The 17,665-nt window shown below is 65.1% G+C and carries 23 protein-coding genes; all 23 read left to right on the top strand.

Annotation, left to right across the window (positions count from 1 at the left end; all coding sequences use genetic code 11):
- Window positions 1-139: 139 nt before the first annotated feature.
- The 23 genes from AC1Z3W_RS28125 to AC1Z3W_RS28015 all read left to right on the top strand — a co-directional run bounded on the left by AC1Z3W_RS28125 (window position 140) and on the right by AC1Z3W_RS28015 (window position 17,624).
- Entirely contained in the window at window positions 140-1,312 is a 1,173-nt protein-coding gene (locus AC1Z3W_RS28125) for a DNA modification methylase (RefSeq protein ID WP_483508950.1), read from the top strand.
- Window positions 1,313-1,316: 4 nt separating this feature from the next.
- The gene (locus AC1Z3W_RS28120) at window positions 1,317-1,712 is read left to right on the top strand and encodes a hypothetical protein (RefSeq protein WP_483508949.1); all 396 of its coding nucleotides are present in this window, start codon (window positions 1,317-1,319) and stop codon (window positions 1,710-1,712) included.
- The gene (terL, locus tag AC1Z3W_RS28115; protein WP_483508948.1) at window positions 1,663-3,207 is read left to right on the top strand and encodes a phage terminase large subunit; all 1,545 of its coding nucleotides are present in this window, start codon (window positions 1,663-1,665) and stop codon (window positions 3,205-3,207) included. Before AC1Z3W_RS28120 ends, terL begins: the two co-directional genes overlap by 50 nt.
- A 3-nt stretch (window positions 3,208-3,210) precedes the next feature.
- Window positions 3,211-4,638: a DUF1073 domain-containing protein gene (locus AC1Z3W_RS28110; RefSeq protein WP_483508947.1), complete on the top strand. Its 1,428-nt coding sequence runs from the start codon at window positions 3,211-3,213 to the stop codon at window positions 4,636-4,638.
- Between the two features lie 73 nt (window positions 4,639-4,711).
- Complete coding sequence (locus AC1Z3W_RS28105) at window positions 4,712-5,380, top strand: phage head morphogenesis protein (protein ID WP_483508945.1); 669 nt, start codon at window positions 4,712-4,714, stop codon at window positions 5,378-5,380.
- Window positions 5,377-6,597, top strand: a complete 1,221-nt coding sequence (locus tag AC1Z3W_RS28100; RefSeq protein ID WP_483508944.1) for a DUF2213 domain-containing protein — start codon at window positions 5,377-5,379, stop codon at window positions 6,595-6,597. The genes AC1Z3W_RS28105 and AC1Z3W_RS28100 overlap by 4 nt, the downstream gene beginning before the upstream one ends.
- A gap of 30 nt (window positions 6,598-6,627) precedes the next feature.
- Window positions 6,628-7,134 carry a structural cement protein Gp24 gene (locus AC1Z3W_RS28095; protein ID WP_483508943.1) on the top strand — a complete coding sequence of 169 codons (507 nt, stop codon included), beginning with the start codon at window positions 6,628-6,630 and terminating at the stop codon, window positions 7,132-7,134.
- Between the two features lie 4 nt (window positions 7,135-7,138).
- Window positions 7,139-8,116: a DUF2184 domain-containing protein gene (locus AC1Z3W_RS28090; RefSeq protein ID WP_483508942.1), complete on the top strand. Its 978-nt coding sequence runs from the start codon at window positions 7,139-7,141 to the stop codon at window positions 8,114-8,116.
- A 9-nt stretch (window positions 8,117-8,125) separates the two neighbouring features.
- Complete coding sequence (locus AC1Z3W_RS28085; RefSeq protein ID WP_483508941.1) at window positions 8,126-8,560, top strand: hypothetical protein; 435 nt, start codon at window positions 8,126-8,128, stop codon at window positions 8,558-8,560.
- Window positions 8,557-8,940, top strand: a complete 384-nt coding sequence (locus AC1Z3W_RS28080; RefSeq protein WP_483508940.1) for a DUF4054 domain-containing protein — start codon at window positions 8,557-8,559, stop codon at window positions 8,938-8,940. The genes AC1Z3W_RS28085 and AC1Z3W_RS28080 overlap by 4 nt, the downstream gene beginning before the upstream one ends.
- Window positions 8,937-9,407 carry a hypothetical protein gene (locus tag AC1Z3W_RS28075; RefSeq protein WP_483508939.1) on the top strand — a complete coding sequence of 157 codons (471 nt, stop codon included), beginning with the start codon at window positions 8,937-8,939 and terminating at the stop codon, window positions 9,405-9,407. Before AC1Z3W_RS28080 ends, AC1Z3W_RS28075 begins: the two co-directional genes overlap by 4 nt.
- Window positions 9,391-9,762, top strand: a complete 372-nt coding sequence (locus tag AC1Z3W_RS28070; RefSeq protein ID WP_483508938.1) for a hypothetical protein — start codon at window positions 9,391-9,393, stop codon at window positions 9,760-9,762. The genes AC1Z3W_RS28075 and AC1Z3W_RS28070 overlap by 17 nt, the downstream gene beginning before the upstream one ends.
- Complete coding sequence (locus AC1Z3W_RS28065; RefSeq protein ID WP_483508937.1) at window positions 9,737-10,228, top strand: phage neck terminator protein; 492 nt, start codon at window positions 9,737-9,739, stop codon at window positions 10,226-10,228. The genes AC1Z3W_RS28070 and AC1Z3W_RS28065 overlap by 26 nt, the downstream gene beginning before the upstream one ends.
- Window positions 10,229-11,728: a DUF3383 domain-containing protein gene (locus AC1Z3W_RS28060; RefSeq protein WP_483508935.1), complete on the top strand. Its 1,500-nt coding sequence runs from the start codon at window positions 10,229-10,231 to the stop codon at window positions 11,726-11,728.
- A 59-nt stretch (window positions 11,729-11,787) separates the two neighbouring features.
- A complete protein-coding gene (locus AC1Z3W_RS28055; protein ID WP_483508934.1) occupies window positions 11,788-12,222 on the top strand; it encodes a phage structural protein in 435 nt (144 codons plus the stop codon).
- A complete protein-coding gene (locus AC1Z3W_RS28050) occupies window positions 12,222-12,713 on the top strand; it encodes a phage tail assembly chaperone (RefSeq protein ID WP_483508933.1) in 492 nt (163 codons plus the stop codon). Before AC1Z3W_RS28055 ends, AC1Z3W_RS28050 begins: the two co-directional genes overlap by 1 nt.
- Window positions 12,710-12,832: a hypothetical protein gene (locus AC1Z3W_RS28045; RefSeq protein WP_483508932.1), complete on the top strand. Its 123-nt coding sequence runs from the start codon at window positions 12,710-12,712 to the stop codon at window positions 12,830-12,832. The genes AC1Z3W_RS28050 and AC1Z3W_RS28045 overlap by 4 nt, the downstream gene beginning before the upstream one ends.
- Complete coding sequence (locus AC1Z3W_RS28040) at window positions 12,829-14,580, top strand: phage tail tape measure protein (protein WP_483508931.1); 1,752 nt, start codon at window positions 12,829-12,831, stop codon at window positions 14,578-14,580. Before AC1Z3W_RS28045 ends, AC1Z3W_RS28040 begins: the two co-directional genes overlap by 4 nt.
- A gap of 10 nt (window positions 14,581-14,590) precedes the next feature.
- Window positions 14,591-15,379: a phage baseplate protein gene (locus AC1Z3W_RS28035; protein WP_483508930.1), complete on the top strand. Its 789-nt coding sequence runs from the start codon at window positions 14,591-14,593 to the stop codon at window positions 15,377-15,379.
- The gene (locus AC1Z3W_RS28030; protein ID WP_483508929.1) at window positions 15,376-15,696 is read left to right on the top strand and encodes a phage baseplate plug family protein; all 321 of its coding nucleotides are present in this window, start codon (window positions 15,376-15,378) and stop codon (window positions 15,694-15,696) included. The genes AC1Z3W_RS28035 and AC1Z3W_RS28030 overlap by 4 nt, the downstream gene beginning before the upstream one ends.
- A complete protein-coding gene (locus tag AC1Z3W_RS28025; RefSeq protein WP_483508928.1) occupies window positions 15,693-16,580 on the top strand; it encodes a phage protein in 888 nt (295 codons plus the stop codon). Before AC1Z3W_RS28030 ends, AC1Z3W_RS28025 begins: the two co-directional genes overlap by 4 nt.
- Complete coding sequence (locus tag AC1Z3W_RS28020; protein WP_483508927.1) at window positions 16,567-17,268, top strand: Gp138 family membrane-puncturing spike protein; 702 nt, start codon at window positions 16,567-16,569, stop codon at window positions 17,266-17,268. The genes AC1Z3W_RS28025 and AC1Z3W_RS28020 overlap by 14 nt, the downstream gene beginning before the upstream one ends.
- Entirely contained in the window at window positions 17,265-17,624 is a 360-nt protein-coding gene (locus tag AC1Z3W_RS28015; protein ID WP_483508926.1) for a contractile injection system sheath initiator, read from the top strand. Before AC1Z3W_RS28020 ends, AC1Z3W_RS28015 begins: the two co-directional genes overlap by 4 nt.
- Window positions 17,625-17,665: the final 41 nt, after the last annotated feature.

Here is a 17,665-nt window from a genome sequence, read left to right as displayed (position 1 = left end):
CTATAAAAAGGGCCTAGAGTGAAAATTTCCTGCCGTTCCATCGACAGCCTCATCCCCTACGCCCGCAACGCGCGGACCCACTCCGAAACGCAGATAGCGGCAGATAGCGCAGATCGCCGCCAGCATCGAGGAATTCGGAATGGTCGGCGCCATCGTCGTGCGCGACGGCGTCATCGCGAAGGGGCATGGCACGCTCGCCGCAATCCGGAAACTGTACGGCGCAGGCAAGCGCCTGTATCCACCTCCGGGTCACTCGCGCGGCGCTGACCCCTTCGCGGACGGCGACGTGCCCGTGATCGACGCGTCGGGCTGGAGCGAGACGCAGTTCCGCGCGTTCGTCATCGCTGACAACCAGCTCGCGTTGATGGCGGGATGGGACGACGAGCTGCTGCGGCTCGAAGTGACCGAGCTGCGCGACGAGGGCTTCGACGTGGACCTGCTCGGGTTCGAGGCCGTCGATCTGGCGCGGTTGCTCGAGCAAGGTGGTGGTGGATTGACGGACGAGGACGAAACGCCGGAGCCTCCGGAAACACCGGTGTCCGTGGTGGGGGACGTTTGGTGCTGCGGCAGTCACCGCGTGATGTGCGGCGACAGCCTGCGCGCGGACAGCATCGCGGCGGTGATGGACGGCCATCTTGCCGACCTGATCGTCACCGACCCACCGTACAACGTCGCATACGTCGGAAAGACCGACAAGCGCATGACGATCCAGAACGACGCGATGCAGGCCGACGAGTTCGGGGCGTTCCTGCTTGCCGCATATCAGGCGATGTTCGGTGCGGTGAAGGGCGGTGCCGGCATCTACGTGTTCCACGCAGATACCGAGGGCTTAGCGTTCCGGCGCGCGATGATCGACAGTGGCTTCAAGCTGGCGCAGTGCTGCGTGTGGGTCAAGCAATCGCTGGTGCTTGGGCGACAGGATTATCACTGGCAGCACGAACCCGTGCTGTACGGTTGGAAGCCGACTGCGAAGCACCGTTGGTACGCAGATCGTAGCCAGTCGACCGTTTGGTCGTTCGATCGTCCGACACGCAATGATCTGCATCCGACGATGAAGCCCGTGGCTGTCGTCGAATACCCGATCCGAAACAGCAGTTGCGACGGCGACATTGTGCTCGATACGTTCGGAGGCTCTGGAACGACGCTTATTGCTTGCGAGAAGTCTGGTCGCCGAGCTCGGTTGATCGAGCTCGACCCCTGCTACTGCGATGTCATCATCGGGCGGTGGCAGGCGTTCACCGGATTGCAGGCCTCGCACGCAGAGACCGGCGCAACTTTCGAGGAGGTCGCTGCGAATCGGCGGCCAAGGTAGAGCAATGGCACGACCGAGTTTCAAGGCCACTTCCGCGCAGAGCGCGCTCGTCGAGCAGTTGGCGGCGTTCGGCATCCCGCAGGAGGACATGGTCATGCTCATTGTGGATGCGAACGGGAAGCCGATCTCGGTGCCGACCCTGCGCAAGCACTTTCGCCGCGAGCTGACCGAAGGGCTCGTGAAGGCGAACACGAAGGTCGCGCAGGCGTTGTTCAAAAAGGCAGCCGGCGGCAACGTGGCGAGCATGATTTTCTGGCTGAAGACCCGCGGCGGATGGAAGGAAACGCCGCAGTCGGTCGAACTGACCGGGCAGGATGGCGGCCCGGTCGTACAAAGGACGCACATCGTGGATGAACGGGAAGTCAAAGCGGCGCTCGACAAGCTCCAGCGCGAATACTGAGCACGTCCATCCGGACGTCGAGCGCACCGTCGCGAAGCAGATGTGCGAGCGGGATCACCTGTTCTTCACGCGGTATTTTTTCAAGCACCGCCAGGGCATCAAGTTCCGCGTCAACTGGCACCACGTGCTGATCGCGGACGTGATCCAGCGCGTCATCGACGGCACGACGAAGAACGTCGTCATCAACGTGTCGCCAGGCTCGTCGAAAACCGAGATGGTGGTGATCAACCTGATCTCGCGCGGCCTCGCGTTGAATCCGTGGGCGCGGTTCCTGCACATCTCGTATTCCGATGACCTCGCGTTGCTCAACAGTGAGACAGCGCGCGAGGTTGTCGAGTCAGACGAGTATCAGGAGAAGTGGCCGTATGCCATCGCAGCTGACGCGAAGTCGAAGAAGCGCTGGAACGTCGTCGTCAACGGGAAGAAGGCGGGCGGCGTCTACGCGGTGTCGCTCGCCGGCCAGATCACCGGCTTTCGTGCCGGCCACATGGCCGAGGGGTGGCAGGGCGCCATCATCATCGACGACCCACTGAAGGTCGAGGACGCATACAGCAAGACATACCGCGACAAGGCGAACCGGAAGCTGCTGTCGACGGTGAAGAGTCGGAAGGCGAACCCCGACACGCCGATCATCGTGATCATGCAGCGCCTGGCCGAGGAAGACCCGACCGGCTTCATCAAGGAAGGCAACCTCCCCGGCGAATGGGAATTCGTCGAGATCCCGGCGCTGATCACCGACGAGTATGTCGCAGCGCTGCCGGAGCGCGTGCGGAAGTTGGTTGAACTGTCGGAGAAGGACGCCGACGGGCGGTTCAGCTACTGGCCGTACAAGGAACCGCTGGCCGACCAGCTCGATATGGAGCGCGTCGCGCCATACGTGCACTCGGGACAGTACATGCAGCGTCCATCGCCGCTCGGCGGCGGGATCATCAAGGGCGCGTGGTTTCCGCGGTACACGACGCTGCCGCGCATCCTCTATCGGAAGATATTCGTCGATACGGCGCAGAAGACGGCCGAGCGGAACGACTACTCGGTGTTCCAGTGCTGGGGCGCCGGCGACGACGGCCGCATCTACCTGCTCGACCAGATCCGAAGCAAATGGAAGGCGCCGGACCTGCGACAGGCCGCGCTCGACTTCTGGGCGAAGCACAAGCCCTATGACCACCGCATGAGTGGCCCGCTGCGCGAGATGGTGATCGAGGACAAGGCGAGCGGCACGGGGCTGATACAGGACATACAGAAGAACGGCCTGATTCCCGTGCGTCCGCTGCCGCGCGACACCGACAAGCTGCGCCGCGTGATGGACGTCAACAGCTACTGGGCAGCCGGCCTCGCGCTGATCCCGGCGGATGCGCCGTGGGTGCTCGACTTCGTGAACGAGCTGAACGCGTTCACGGCCGACGACACGCACGCGCACGACGACCAGATCGACCCGCTGATCGACGCAACCACCGACATGCTGGCGAACGCCTCCGACTGGAGCGCATGGAACTGACGAATGCTCGAGAAACTTTTTAGCCGTGCGGCGCGGTCGCGCAGCGCGCGCGTGCGCACGGGCGACGCGCTGTCGAACCTCGTGGCCGGGATGATGACGTCGCGCGACAAGCGCGCGCACAGTAAATTCCGCCGCGGCGACATCATCGACCGCGAAGAGCTGACGGTGATGTATCGCCACAACTGGCTCGCGCGGAAGATCGTCGATGCGCCGGCCGAGGACATGACGCGCGAGTGGCTGAAGCTGGAAACCGACGATGAGGAGTCGAAGCAAAAGCTGGAGAAGGGCGAGAAGCGCTACGGCCTAATCGCGCGCGTGGGCGACAACCTGAAGTGGGGGCGCCTGTACGGAGGCTCGGCGCTGTATGTCTCGATCGCCGGCGACGATCCGGCGCAGCCGCTGCGCGTCGACAAGATTCGGAAGGGCTCGCTGCTCGGCTTCGTCGTGCTGGACCGCTGGCAACTGATGCCCGACACGCTGCTGATGCAGATCGATCTCGAACGACCGGACTACTGGCGGCCGACGCGGTTTCGCGTCGCCAACACGAGCCAAGCGATTCACAGCAGCCGCTTGATTTTTGCCGACGGTGCGCTGTTGCCGTGGGACGAGTTGCGCCGCAACCAGTACTGGCACGACAGCGTGTTGCAGGCCGCCTACGACGAACTGCGCAACGACGAGACGGTCGCCGGCAGTACGGCGTCGATGATGTTCGAGGCGATCGTGAACGTGCTGCAGGTTGATGGCCTGCGCGACATGCTGTCGACCGACGAAGGCACGAAGCTGGTGCAGAAGCGGTTCGAGCTCGTCTCGATGCTGAAGTCGTTTATCGGCATGACGCTGCTCGACAAGAACGACACCTACGAGCAAAAGACGATTTCGTTCTCCGGGCTCGATGCCGTTGGCGGGATGTTCCAGCAGCGTGTCGCGGGCGCGGCCGACATTCCGGCGACGCGGCTGTTCGGCCAGGCGCCGAAGGGGCTGAACGCTACCGGCGACAGCGATATCCGCAACTACTACGACGGCCTCAAGTCACGGCAGGAGCAGGAGCTGCGCCCGCAGGTCGAGCTGATCTACGACGTCATGTCGATGTCGATGCTCGGTCGTCGTCTCGACGATCTTGTGATCGAGTTCAACCCGCTTTGGCAACTGACCGAGGCCGAACAAGCCGCAGCAGAAAAAGCGCGTGCGGAGACGGACAAGCTGTACTTGGTCGACATGGGGCTGCCGATGGAACGGCAGATCATGACGCGCCTGCAGACGAACGACACCTTCCAGATCACAGACGGGGACATCAACCTCGCCGTGAGCCTCAATGAACCGCTCGAGGAAGAACCCGATGGAGATGAGCCTGGCGAATCTGGCGCGGGCAAACCGGGTTCGTCGACGGCGCCTGTCACGTGTCCGACCGAGCCGGCCAAACCGGCGAGCTGAAGGCTGGTATCGCACGCAGCTGCTCGCGGTCGTGCGTGCGTGCGCGGACGCGGTGCGAGCTGACGTTCTACCGGTGCTGAAGCGGAACGAGGCCGAGTACAGCTACACGGCCGACGACATGGCGAGCGCGTTCGTGCGCGCGCTGAACGAGGCGCTCGACGCGGCGGCGGCGCGCGTTGCGGCAAACGTCGCCGCGCGTGCGCGGCTGCTCGCGCGGCGCATGACCGAAATCTGCGACGAGAGCGCCACCGACGCGCTGCGCGCGTCCGTGAACGCTGCGATCGGCGTCGATATCCGCGCCGCGCTCCAGATGCAGAACCTCGGCGGCGTGCTGGAGGCGGCCGCCGCAACCAACGTGCGGCTGATCAAGTCGGTGCCGCAGCAGTACTTCGAGCGCATCGCAACTCAGGTGCTTGTGTCGGTCCAGCAGGGCCAGCGCTACAGCGCCATCGTCGAATCGATCCAGCACGAGACGGGCGTGACCGAGAGCCGCGCGAAGCTGATCGCGCGCGACCAGACGTCCAAGCTCAACGCGGCCGTCACGGAGGCCCGGCAGACCGCGCTCGGGATCGAGGAATACGAGTGGCAGACCAGCGGTGACGAGCGCGTGCGCGACAGCCACGCGGAGAACGACGGGAAGGTGTTCCGGTGGGATTCGCCGCCGGAGACCGGGCACCCGGGTCATGAGGTGAACTGCAGGTGCGTGGCGATCCCGCGCTTCAGATTGGACGACGAGGAATGAGCAAACGCATACAGCACACGTTCGACGCGGCGCTGGGCGAGCGTCGGCGCACGCCCGAGGGATATCTCGTGGCGCCGGCCGTCATCGCCCGCACGGGCATCCAGATCTATCTCGCGCACGAGCTCGGCCTCGACGGCGACCCGATGCGAGAGGTGCGGGTCTACCGGCCGCCGGAGGAAGTGTTCCACCCGGACGCGATGGCGTCGTTCGACCGGCAGCCGATCACGATCGACCACCCGCCGAACGGTGTCACTGCGGACAACTGGCGCGAGCTGTCGGTCGGCCTGATGGTCGGGCCGCACCGTGCAGCAAATCTGCTGAGCGGCGAGGCGTGGGTCATGGATGCCGACGCCATCGAGCAGGTCGAGTCGAAGGTACGCGAGGAACTGTCCGGCGGCTACAGCGCGGTCTACGACTGGACACCCGGCGTCACGCCGGAAGGCGAGCCCTACGAGGGCTTGCAGCGCGACATTCGCGGCAACCACACGGCGCTGGTGCGCCGCGGCCGGTGCGGGCCTGTGTGCCGCGTCGGAGATTCACAACCATCCACCCCGAAAGGAGCAACAGCAATGCCGATCACGATCACGATCGACGGCATCCCGTTCAGCCTCGACGAGGCTGCGGCGGCGGCCGTCAACAACCTGACCAAGCGCTTGACCGATGCGGCGGCCACGGTCAGCAGCCTGAACGTCCTGCTCGATCGCAAGATCAAGGTCGGCGACAAGTCGATCGCGCTGCGTGACACCGAGGAACTCGAAGACGAGGTCGAGAAGCTCGAGGACGAGCTCGAAGAAGCGCAGAAGGACGCCATGACGCCGCAGCAGCGCGACGCGATGGTCGCGGACTGGGCGGAAATGCTCGAAGGCGGCAAGCGCATCGCGCCGACCGTCGACGCGAAGGGCAAGACGTGTGCGCAGTACCGCCGCGAGGTCATCAAGTCGCTGTACGGCGACCACAAACCCGTCGTCGACGCGGTGCTGGGCGGCAAGACGGTCGACGTGGCGGATGACGCGACGTTGCGCCAGGCATTCGGCGTGCTATCGGCGACGGTCGGCGCAACGCAGACGGGCGACAGCGGTACGCGCCGGGACCCGGTGATCGACACGCTGAACCAGTCGAAGCAGGTGAACGACGCGGGCGGCGGTGGCGGCGCCCAGAAGACGGCCGACGCCGCGCGTACCAGTTTCATCGACCGCATGAACGGACGCGCGCAGTAACGCGTGGCACAACCAACCGGAGCAAACCACATGAATCGCATCAACCTGGCCGACTACGCGCCGGCGCAGTTCGAGCGCGGCATTCCCGGCCTGATCGTCGACAACAACACGGCGACGATTTTCAACTGCACGAACCGCGGCACCGCGCCGATCGAGTTTGGCGTCGCAGTTTTCTTCACCGACGTGGCGGGTGAGTATGTCCTGCCCGGCGACGCACGCGCGACGAAGTTCGCGGGCATCTCGGTGCGCCACGTCACGTTCACGGCGAACCTCGAGGGCGAAGTGTTCTACAAGCCGGACGTGACGCTGCCGGCGATGCAGGCCGGCCGCATCTGGGCCACGTGTACGGACGGCTGCAATCCGCAGGATCCGGTGAAGTTCGCGGCCGACGGCACGCTCGCCGCGGGGAAGGGCACGCAGATCGCGGGCGCCGAGTGGGAAACGAAAACGGAGCCGGGTCAGGTCGGCGTCGTCGTCATCAATCGTGTGCCGGGCCTGACCGTGCCGGTCGCAACGCCCGATACGAAGGGGGAGTAACCGAATGAACCGCAGAAAGATCATCCTCGATAGCCTGCGCCGCCTGCCGGCGCTGAACATCGATTCGGAGCCGGGCCTCGCGTTTCTCACGTCGCAGCTCGAATACCTCGAAACGCAGGTGTACGAGAAAAAGCGCGAACCGCTCGACTACGAGGCGCTCGTGCCGATCTCGACCGAGGCAGGGCCGCACGTGGAGTCGATCGTCTACCGCATGAAGGACTTCGTTGGTCGCGGCAAGCGGCACTCCGGCCAAGGCGGAGATATCCCGCGCGTCGACGTGTTCTACGGTACGAAGTCGGTGCCGGTGGTCGGCAGCGCGATCGGCTACGCATACACGTTCGCGGAACTGCGCACGGCGGCCGCGCTGAGCCAGTCGCTCGACGGGGACCGTCAGGAAACCGCGATGAAGGCGTGGCGCGCGCACATGAATCAGGTCGGTCTGTACGGCGAGGAAGGCGAGCGCGGCGAAGAGCCGCTGACGGGCCTGTTCAACGCGCCGGAGGTGCCGCAATCGAGCGCCGGCGTCGACCTGATGACGGCGTCCCCCGGCCAGGTGCTGGAATTCATCAACGACCACATCGCGCAGCTCTGGATGACGACGCGCCGTAACAGTGTCGTCGATACGGTTGTGATGCCGGGCCGCGTGCTGGCGCGCCTGTCGAGCACGCCGCGCTCCGACAATTCGGACACGACGATTCTCGAGTTCATCCGGCAGAACAACATTTCGAAGACCGAGCGCAACATCGACGTCCAGTTCCGTGCGGCCGCGGATCTCGAAACGGCCGGCAAGGGCAAGACGAGCCGCATGATGTTCTACGAGAAGAACCGCGAGAACCTCGTGTTCCACATTCCGATGGCGCTGCTGTTCCACGCGCCGGAGCAACGCGGTCTCGAAATGCTCGTGAACGGGGAGTACCGCTATTCGGGCGTGGAATTCCGCTACCCGAAGACGGCGATGTATGTCGACGACGTGATGGGTTAAGGGGGCGCCATGCCGGAAATCAAGAACACGACCCGGGCGGCCTCGGTGATTCGCGTATTCGGCCAGGTCTTCGAGATCCCGCCGGGCGCTACCCGCCCGGTGCCGGATACGGTGTGGATGACGTTCAAACGCGGGCGCGCCGCGTGCTCACAGATCGCTGACGGCGAGCTCGTCGACGTGACGCCGAGGCCGGTCGCAGCTGAGATCCCGCTCAACGATCCGGCGCCGCCGGAGCCTGGCGGTAAGGGCGAGCAGGAGGCGAGCGGCCAGCTCGGCGCCGGTGGTCCGGAGCAGCCGGAGCAGCCGGAGCAGCCGGAGCAGCCGGAGCAGCCGGAGCAGCCGGAGCAGCCGGAGCAGCCGGAGCAGCCGGAGACGAACGCAGCCTCGGAAGGTTCCGCCGAAACGCCGACGCCGGCGCCGAGGCGTGGCCGCAAGGCGACGTGAGCGCGGCACGTGGGGGGCCGATCACCGTTGCCGACGTGCGAGCCCGGTTCGCCGCGTTGTCCAAGTCGTTCGACGACGACGTTGTCGAGCTCGCGATCGAGGACGTTCAACCGTACTTCGATCGCGTGCGGTGGGGGGGCTTCTACCAGCGCGCCGCGTGCGGGCTCGTGATGCACTTCCTCATCATGGCGCGCGCTGCGGAGCGTACGGGCGGCAGAGCGGTGCTTACAGCCACGTCGAAGAAAGCCGGCGAGGTGCAGGCGAGCTATGCGGTGCCGGCCGCGCTGACCGGCGACGACGCGTGGCTTGCGTCGACCGTGTGGGGGCAGGAATACCTGCGTCTGCGCCGCATCGTCGGCGCGGGAGGGCTAGTTGTATGAGCGACTCGAACTTTCCCGGCCTCGACCGGCTGATCGCGATGCTCGACCGGACGGCGAAGCGCGAGGTGGTCGTCGGCTATCCGACGTCCACCGGCGCCGAGCTGCACCCGGGCGCTGACATCACGAACGCGCAGCTCGCCGCGCGGCTGTCCTTCGGTGATCCCGAGAAGGGACTGGAGGCGCGGCCGTTCATTACGCAGGGGCTCGCGAACGGCTCGAAGCAGATTCAGAACGTTCTCGCGCACGGGCTGCGGCGCGCCGCGCGCGGCGACGGATCGGTCGACGTCGCGTACGAGGCGGCCGGCCTCGCCGGCGTCGCCGCGGTGCAGTCCGAGGTGCGGCGCGGCAACTTCGCGCCAATCAAGGCCGAAACGATCGCCCGGAAGGGCAGCAGCCGGCCACTGATCGACGAGGGCAACCTCATCCAGTCCACCACGTCGGAGGTGCGCGATGCCGGATCTCAGTGACGTTGTGACCGATCCGGATCTCGGCGCGCGCGAAATCGATATCGACCGTGCGTCGGGCGTTCGGCTGCCGTCCGGTGAGTGGGACGAGACGTACACGCCCGGCACGGTGACGGGCGTCGTGTATCCCGCGAGCAAGGCGCAGCTCGAAAGCCGGCCGGAGGGCGAGCGGCATTTTCCAACCATCGCCGTGTTTTGCGACGCGCCACTCGCCGCGCGCGATTTCGTGCTTCACCACGGTGCGCACTGGCGCGTCACGGCGGATTCCGACTGGTCCGACTATGGCTATTACTACGCGCTCGCAACTCGACACGACGCCACTGCGAAACCTCGTGCGGGAGCTTTTGTCGTTACCTGACGGCAGTGTTCAACCGACGTGGGACGCGGGGGAGACCGACGGCGCGCCGTTCGTCGTGGTCAGTGCGAGCGGCGACACGCCGATCGGCACTGCGCACCGCAGTTTCGACGGCGAGCTGGAGCGGGAGCTGTTGTGGCGCTCGCTTCTGACCGTGGTGGCGTTCGAAGCCTTCGGGACGAACGCGTTTTCGCTGCTTTCGAAGCTGCAGCTCGCGCTCGAATCCAGTAGGGCCATGTCGGTTCTGAAGAACGATGTGCGCGCCGCGATGCTGTCCTACACGCCCGTCATCGACGTGTCGGCCGCTGTCGGCGGCGGCCCGGAGGAACGCGCGCGTTTCACAGCAACGCTCACCCATTCGCACGTCGTTGACGCTCCGGTGCCGCGCATCGAGCGCGTCGACATCGAGGTTCACACCGAACGGCACGTCGAACTGATCACCATCGAACCACCCATTACGGAGCAATAGATGTTGCCCATTGATGATGTCGTAAACATTCAGCTGAACACGCAGCCGCGTGCGCCGTCGCGCCGCAACTTCGGAATGACGCTGCTGCTCACGCCCGAAGCCGGCAACGTGTTCAACGACACGAGCACGCGGTATATCGACGTTTCGCAGCAGTCGGATGTCGAGGCGGCGTTCGGAACGAACTCGGAAACGGCGCGCGCAACGCGGCGCTTCATGGCGCAGCAGCCGCGCCCCAAACAGATGATGATCGGCCGGTGGCTGAAGGCCGACCGCGGCATTCCATCGACGGCCGCCGCGCTGATCGGCTCGCCTGTCACGGCCCCGTTGTCGGAGTTTCGCGCCGCGAGCGCCGGATACGTGACGATCACCTTCGGCGACAAGGCAACGAAGGTCGGGCCGGTGAACCTGTCGAACGCCTCGACGTTTGCTGACGTGGTTGAAGCGGTCAACGCGGCGGCGAGCAAGGACGTCGGGTGGGCTTGTTCGTTCGACGAGATCGGAAACCGCTTCGCATTCACTGCGGCTGATTCTGGCGAAGGGCCTGCCTTCCGCTTCGTTGCGGACGACGGTCAGGTCGGGACGTATCTCGGCGCGATGATGAAGCTCGAGAACGGACAGGCTCGTGTCGTCGCCGGCGCGGCCGCAGTCGAACTGAAGGCGCAGACCATCACCGAAGCCGCGGCGGCGATCGAGGACAAGCAGCCAGGCTGGTACGCGCTGGCGGTCGCCGCGGAGCTCTCCGACGACGAGATTCGGGAAGTGTCGGACTGGACGCAGGCCGCGTGTGGGAAGATTTTCGGCCTGACGACCACGAACCCGCAGCACATCGAGTTCGAAGCGGGCAACGTGTTCAAGCGGCTCTACGACAAGGGCAACTACCGCACGGTCGGGCACTACGACAAGACCGACCATTACGCGATCCTGTCGTACCTCGCACGCGGACTGTCGGTGAACTTCGCGGCGAACAATTCGACGCTGACGATGAAATTCAAGACGCTGCCCACTGTCGAGGCCGACAACCTCGGGCTCACCGAGGTGAACAAGTGCCGCCGGCTCGGGTTGAACTTCTACACGTACTTCGACGAAGTGGCGATGGTTGCAGAAGGCACGGTCGTCGGAGGGCGCTTCTTCGACGAGATCCACATTCTCGACTGGTTCGTCGACGCGGTGCAGAAAGAGGTGTTCGCGAAGCTGTACCGGAGCCCGACGAAAGTCCCGTTGACCGATCTCGGGACGCCGCAGGTGATTTCCGCCGTTGAAAAGGCGTGCAAGGAAGGGAAGAAGAACGGTGCGTTCGCGCCGGGCGTGTGGAGCGGCGATCCTTTCGGCACGCTGGCGGAGGGCGACTACCTCAACGATGGCTATTACGTCTGGTGTGACTCGGTCGACACGCTGTCTACCAGCGACCGCGAGAAACGCAAGATGCCACCGATTCAGGTCGCGGTGAAACTCGGCGGAGCCGTCCACGGTGTCGACGTGCTGATCAACTTCGACCGCTGATCGTCGCGAGACGCAACACGAGCCCCGCTTCGGCGGGGTTTTTTATTGGAGCCTGACAGATGGCTAGTTTTGACCCGAAACAGGTGTCGGTGCTGATCAACGGCGTGCCGATCGACGACTGGGCGGATGGCGGCGACGTGATCCAAGCCGAGCACAACGCGGACGCCGGCGCGCTGACCATCGGCGCCAACGGCAAGGGCGTATTCGTCGCGAACCCGGACGAATCCGGGAAGCTCACGCTGAAGATCAAGCAGCACAGCCCAAACAACAAGTTCCTGACCGGGCTGCGGACGCAGCAGCGGACCAACCTGAAGGCGTTCACGCCGCTCGAGCTTTCGATTCGCGACCTGTTGAACGACGACGTTGTGACGGCCAGCAAGGGCTACTTCACGACGCTGCCGAAGTATGTGCGCGGCACGGCGCATAACCCACACGAGTGGGTGATCGCCTTCGAAACGATGAACATGAAACTTGAAAACGGGCTCGGAAACTGATGGAAAAGCAACTCGATATCGAACTCGATAGCGTCCGCTACGTGATGACGCCGGCCGATGCGGTGAGCGCGTGGAACGCCCTGAAAAGTGCAGGCGCGCTGCTGCAGGGCATGCAGGCGAGTGGTTTCGGCTCGGCCGAGAACGTCGACCAGACCGCCATCGTCACCGCGGCGATCTCGACGATCCTGTCGAACCTCGGCCGGCCCGAGGTCGCGCAGCTCGAAGCGATCGTGTGGGGAGCGACGGCCGCATCGGTGGCCGGCGGCAAGCCGTACCGCATCCGCGACAAGTTCAACGAGCACTTCAACGAGCATCGCGGGCACCTGCTCCCGTTGCTGATGGCGGGGATCAAGTACCAATACAGCGATTTTTTCGGCGCAAGCGCCTTTTCGAGGCTCTTCCGGGATTTGATGGCGCGGTTCCAGAAAGGGAAGACGACGGAATCGACTGGTTCATCTGGGGACCAATCGCCCGGCGATTCAACGGTGTGACGCTGGACCAGCTGCGCACGATCTACACGCTCGCGGACCTGTGCGACATGCACGAGGCGATGCGTGCGTGGGACGACGCGCGGCGCGCACATGAAACAGAAGCAGGCAGGATTCGATGACCCTTGATGAATTCGTGGTGAAGCTCGGCGTCGCAGCAGACGTGCAGCAGGCGAGAGCGTTCCGTGAGCAGTTGAGCGGCATCGTGACGGTCGCCGGCACCGCGACGGCTGCGATCGCAGGCCTCGCTGCCGGCGTGACGGCATGGTTCGCGAAGTCGCTCGATGGGCTCGACGAGCTGAATCAGATCGCGCGCGAGACGGGCGAAAGCGTCGAGTTCATCCAGCGGCTCGGCTACGCCGCCGATCAGAACGCGTCGTCGGTCGGCGCAGCTACCGCCACGATCAAAGGCATGTCGAAGACGATCGGCGAGGCCGCGTCTGGTGTCGGCCGCGGAGCGAAAGCGTTCGAGCAGTACGGCCTGCGGGCGAAGAACGCGGACGGCTCGGTGAAGCAGTTCTCCGAGATCCTCGGCGAAGTACAGGACAAGATGGCGAAGCTGTCGAAGCAGGAGCAGGCCGCCTTCCTGTCGAAGATCGGCGCCGACGCGTCCATGCTGCAAACGCTGCGCCTCACGCGCGGCGAACTGCAGGCGCTGTTCGACGAGGCCGACGCGTGGGGCGTGTCGACCACCGAGCAGGCCGACGCAGCCAGCGAATGGAAGGACCAGATGGCCGACCTCGCGTTCGGCTTCGACGCGCTGCGCAGCGACATCGCGGTCGGCATCCTGCCGCAGCTGAAGGCGTTCATCGCCGGGCTGAAAGAGCTGATGCGGAACAACCGCGAGCTGATTCAGGAGGGCATAAGCCGGTTCATCACGATCATGTACACGGCAGGCCAGGTGCTCGTGAACGTGTTCAGGTTCTTCGTCCGGCTGACGGATGGGATCGGTGGCATGCGCGTGGCGCTGCTGCTGGTTGGTGCGGCGCTCGCGTGGTTCCAGCGTGCCGCGTTGCTCGCGTTCGCGACAAACCCCGTGTTCTGGCTCGTCGCGGCGATTGGCGTGCTGCTGTTGCTGATCGACGACTTCATGACGCACCTCGACGGCGGCGAGGCGCAGTTCGGGGAATTCTGGGACGCGTTGAGCGGGCCTATCGCGAGCGTGCGTGCCGAGATCGATGCGTTCGTGCGCGACCTGAGCCGCTGGTGGGCCGAGCATGGCGAGACGGTTCTGGCGATCCTTGCCGAAGTGTGGGATTACCTGAAGCTCGGATTCGCACAGTCCGTCGCGTTCGTCGGCGCGGTGCTCGGCCAGCTTTGGGACCTGTTTGCGACCGCGTTCGGGTTGATGGCCGACCTGCTCGACTGGTTCTTCGCGTTCTTCACCGGCGACTTCGAGGCCGCCGGCGCCGCCGTCGACCGGATGCTGAACCGTGTCGCGGACCTGTTCATCAACACGTTCCGGCGCATCCGCGAGTTCGTGAAGACCACCATCGAGAACATAAAGAGCTACTTCCCGGGCCTCGGTGGGTTGATCGAGAAAACGCTCGGTGCCGTCGGGAGATTCTTCGGCGGTGGCGATGTGAAGGCCGACGCGCCGGACAGTCCGGCCGGCGCGGTTGCGTCGGCCGCGCGCGCCGCGGCGCAGCTGCCGCAACAGGTGAACGCGGCGGCCGCAGGTGCAACACCAGGCGGCGCGGCGGCATCGCCGGCGGTCAGTAACAAGACCGTGAACGCCAACGTCACGAACAACACGACCGTGCATGTGCAGTCCGACGACGCGCGCGCGGCCGCGCGCGAGCTGGAAGCAATGCAGGAACGGCAGAACCGGCAGGCTATCGCGAACGCGGCCAGTGCTGTGGTGGGTTAGGGGAGGAAGGATGGCAGCAGCAACGCAGATCCTGCGCACGGCCATCGGCACGATCACGCTCGACGTGGTGAAGGACGAGACGCACACCAGTGATCTGGAGATCACCGAGAACCCGGTCGAATCGGGCGCCGAGATTGCCGACCACGCGTTCCTGAAACCGAACGAGGTGGTCATTTCCGGGACCGTGGTCGCGTACGAGCCGCCGGTCGAATCGTCGCTGCTGGCAAGCATCGTGAATATCCGCAGCGTGAGCGACTTCCTCGACGTGATCGGCACACCGACTTCATTCGAGGCGTTCACGGCGGACACGCTCGCGCGCGCGCAACGCGAGCTGACATCGTTCGTCAGCACGTCTGCAAACGCGGTGGCCGGGATGATCGCGCCGCGCGCGCTCGCGCCGTGGCTGCCGGATTTTTCGGCGTGGATCGCCGGCGACGAAAGCCAGAGCGAGAACCGGATCGCGCAGATCCACGACGCGCTGCTCGCGCTACAGAAGTCGGGCTCGCCGGTCGAGGTGCAGACCATGTCGAAGCTGTACCAGGACATGCTCATGAAGACCGTCTCGCTGCAGCAGTCGAGCATCCACAGCGCGGTTTTGACCGTCACGTGTCGACGCATCTTCGTTGTCGAGACGAGGAAGGCTGGCGGGCTGTCGGTGGCGAGCGGCGCGAAGAAGTCGGGCCGCGCCGGCAAGCAGAGCGCCGGCGCGACGCAGAAAGGGAACGTGCAGGGCACCGACGCAGCGGGCAAACGCTCCGCGGTCCGGAAGGTGCTCGATTACGTGACGGGAGCAACATGATTCGACTACCGATCGATTCGACGCCGCTGCAGGAGATGTCGGTGGACCCGGGTGACGGGTCGTTGCTGGATCTGACGATCCGCTACAACACCATCGGCGACCACTGGGAGCTCGACGTGCGCGATCGCGACAACGACACGGCTGTCGTCGATGCGGTGCCGCTCGTGCTGGGGCTGCCGATTCTCTGGCGCGATTCGGTGGCGTATTTTTTCTGGCTGGAAGACCTGAGCGGCGTCGGCATCGATCCCATAGGTGGCAACGATCTCGGTGAGCGGTTCGCGCTGTATGTCGGCATGAAGGTCGAGGTGGCGCCATGACTGTGCAATTCGGGCGCCGGTGGCGCCTCGAACTCGGCAACCGATTCGAGTCGATCGCAATCGACGACCTGCGCATCGCGTTCGATATCACGAAGAGCCTCGACGAGAAGCCCAACCCGGGCCGGATCTCGGTCTACAACCTGAATCGCGACAACCTGAATCGCATCCTGTCGCGCGGTTTCGATCTCGCGCGGCTGTCGGTCGGCTACAACGAACTGCGGCTGCTGTACCAGGGCGACATCCTGAAGCCGCGGCCGCGCCGCGACAAGGCGGACTGGATCCTCGACTTCGAATGCGGCGACGGCAGTGTCGACTACCGGACGGCACGCGTCTGGACGACGCTCGGCGCCGGCGCGACGGATGCCGACGTGCTGGCGGAGGCCACGAAGGCGATGATCCGCACGCGCGCCGGCGTGGCCGACCTGACGAGCGCCCGCGTGCTGCCGCGCGGGAAGGTGCTGATGGGGAACGCGCGCGACGTTGTGGGCGTTGTCGCGCGCAACAGCGGCGCGGATTGGTCGGTGCAGGACGGCGAGCTGATTGTGCTGCCCGCTGACAAGGTGCTGCCGGGCGAGGGCGTCGTGCTGTCGCAGGACACCGGCATGATCGGCAACCCGCGCGCGACCGACAACGGCCTCGAGGTCGACTGCCTGCTGAACTCGGCTATACGTGCTGGCGGGCTCGTCCGTGTCGAATCGATCCTCGACTACTTCAACGGTGACTACAAGGTCGTCACCGCGAAGTATCTGGGCGATACGCACACGCCGGACTGGTTCTGCAAGCTGGTCGTGCGCGGCGGGAAGTTCCAGAAAATCGAGAAGCCCAAGACCAGCAAGGGCAAGACGAAGAAAGCGAACGAGGAAGGTGACGATGGGAACGTTTGACGAAGACATGCCGTCACCGGAGCTCGCGCTGGCGAACACGCTGCGCGGCGAGCTGCTGAAGGTTCGGACGGCCTTTCCGGGTGTCGTCGTGTCGTTCGACGGGGATGCGCGCACGGCCGTCGTACGCGCGGCGATCGACGCGCAGCTGGCCGATGGAAGCGGCGCCGAGCTGCCGCTGCTGGTCGACGTGCCGGTGTCGTTTCCGACCGGCGGCGGCTTCGTGTTCGAGTGGCCGCTGAAGGACGGTGACGAGGGGCAGGTGATCATCAACGACCGCTGCATCGACGGCTGGTTTGCGTCGGGCCGCAACGGGCCGCCGCTCGACCTGCGCATGCATGACCTGTCGGACGCTTCCTTCATTCCAGGGATTCGCTCGCTGCCGAACGTGCCGGGCGGCTTCGACATGGGGGCGCTCGTGATCCGCCAGCTCGACGGGCCGGCGCGCTTCCGGATGGACAGCGACGGCAACATCGAACTCGACGGCGCGCTGTTCCGCGTGAAGTGCCCCGCGATCTTCGAGCAGTTGCTGACGTACCAAGCTGGCATGGCCGGCGACGGCGGCGGGCGCGGCACGCAGATCAAGGGTGATATCAACCACAGCGGCGGCACGATCAAATCGAACGGAGTCACGGTCGACAAGCATCGCCATCCGGTGCTCGGTAACGAAACGGGAGATCCAGAAGGATGAGGGTTCGACGACTCGACGCCAACGGCGACTGGACCTTCGGCCGCGGCCGCGCCGATTACGCGGATCGGTCCGAATCGGTCGCGCAGCGCGTCACGACGCGGCTGCGTTCTTTCCGCGGCGACTGGTTTCTGGATCTCGACCACGGTATCGCGTGGATCGAGCGCATGGAGCGCGGGAACGAGCGTGACCGCCTCGAAAGCGACATCAAGCGCCAGATCCTCGGCACCGAGGGCGTAGCGCAAATTCTTGCGTTCGACACGTCGATCGACGTGAAGACGCGCCGCATGACCGTCGCCGTGACGATCCGCGATATCCACGGAGACGAGGCTGATATCGAGGTGCCGGTCGGCATCTGACGTCGCAGCGCGGCATCCCCACATCACACAGGCAGGAGCAT

Source organism: Burkholderia sp. 10_S31 (assembly GCF_056930375.1).
Note: the sequence above shows the minus strand (reverse complement) of the source record. Positions and strands in the feature narration are given on the sequence as shown.

Bases quoted from the DNA above. Each gene is read 5' to 3' on its own strand.
- AC1Z3W_RS28125 (WP_483508950.1), top strand. From the start codon at position 140: ATGGTCGGCGCCATCGTCGTGCGCGACGGCGTCATCGCGAAGGGGCAT.
- AC1Z3W_RS28120 (WP_483508949.1), top strand. From the start codon at position 1,317: ATGGCACGACCGAGTTTCAAGGCCACTTCCGCGCAGAGCGCGCTCGTC.
- terL (WP_483508948.1), top strand. From the start codon at position 1,663: ATGAACGGGAAGTCAAAGCGGCGCTCGACAAGCTCCAGCGCGAATACT.
- AC1Z3W_RS28110 (WP_483508947.1), top strand. From the start codon at position 3,211: ATGCTCGAGAAACTTTTTAGCCGTGCGGCGCGGTCGCGCAGCGCGCGC.
- AC1Z3W_RS28100 (WP_483508944.1), top strand. From the start codon at position 5,377: ATGAGCAAACGCATACAGCACACGTTCGACGCGGCGCTGGGCGAGCGT.
- AC1Z3W_RS28095 (WP_483508943.1), top strand. From the start codon at position 6,628: ATGAATCGCATCAACCTGGCCGACTACGCGCCGGCGCAGTTCGAGCGC.
- AC1Z3W_RS28090 (WP_483508942.1), top strand. From the start codon at position 7,139: ATGAACCGCAGAAAGATCATCCTCGATAGCCTGCGCCGCCTGCCGGCG.
- AC1Z3W_RS28085 (WP_483508941.1), top strand. From the start codon at position 8,126: ATGCCGGAAATCAAGAACACGACCCGGGCGGCCTCGGTGATTCGCGTA.
- AC1Z3W_RS28075 (WP_483508939.1), top strand. From the start codon at position 8,937: ATGAGCGACTCGAACTTTCCCGGCCTCGACCGGCTGATCGCGATGCTC.
- AC1Z3W_RS28070 (WP_483508938.1), top strand. From the start codon at position 9,391: ATGCCGGATCTCAGTGACGTTGTGACCGATCCGGATCTCGGCGCGCGC.
- AC1Z3W_RS28060 (WP_483508935.1), top strand. From the start codon at position 10,229: ATGTTGCCCATTGATGATGTCGTAAACATTCAGCTGAACACGCAGCCG.
- AC1Z3W_RS28055 (WP_483508934.1), top strand. From the start codon at position 11,788: ATGGCTAGTTTTGACCCGAAACAGGTGTCGGTGCTGATCAACGGCGTG.
- AC1Z3W_RS28050 (WP_483508933.1), top strand. From the start codon at position 12,222: ATGGAAAAGCAACTCGATATCGAACTCGATAGCGTCCGCTACGTGATG.
- AC1Z3W_RS28040 (WP_483508931.1), top strand. From the start codon at position 12,829: ATGACCCTTGATGAATTCGTGGTGAAGCTCGGCGTCGCAGCAGACGTG.
- AC1Z3W_RS28035 (WP_483508930.1), top strand. From the start codon at position 14,591: ATGGCAGCAGCAACGCAGATCCTGCGCACGGCCATCGGCACGATCACG.
- AC1Z3W_RS28030 (WP_483508929.1), top strand. From the start codon at position 15,376: ATGATTCGACTACCGATCGATTCGACGCCGCTGCAGGAGATGTCGGTG.
- AC1Z3W_RS28025 (WP_483508928.1), top strand. From the start codon at position 15,693: ATGACTGTGCAATTCGGGCGCCGGTGGCGCCTCGAACTCGGCAACCGA.
- AC1Z3W_RS28020 (WP_483508927.1), top strand. From the start codon at position 16,567: ATGGGAACGTTTGACGAAGACATGCCGTCACCGGAGCTCGCGCTGGCG.
- AC1Z3W_RS28015 (WP_483508926.1), top strand. From the start codon at position 17,265: ATGAGGGTTCGACGACTCGACGCCAACGGCGACTGGACCTTCGGCCGC.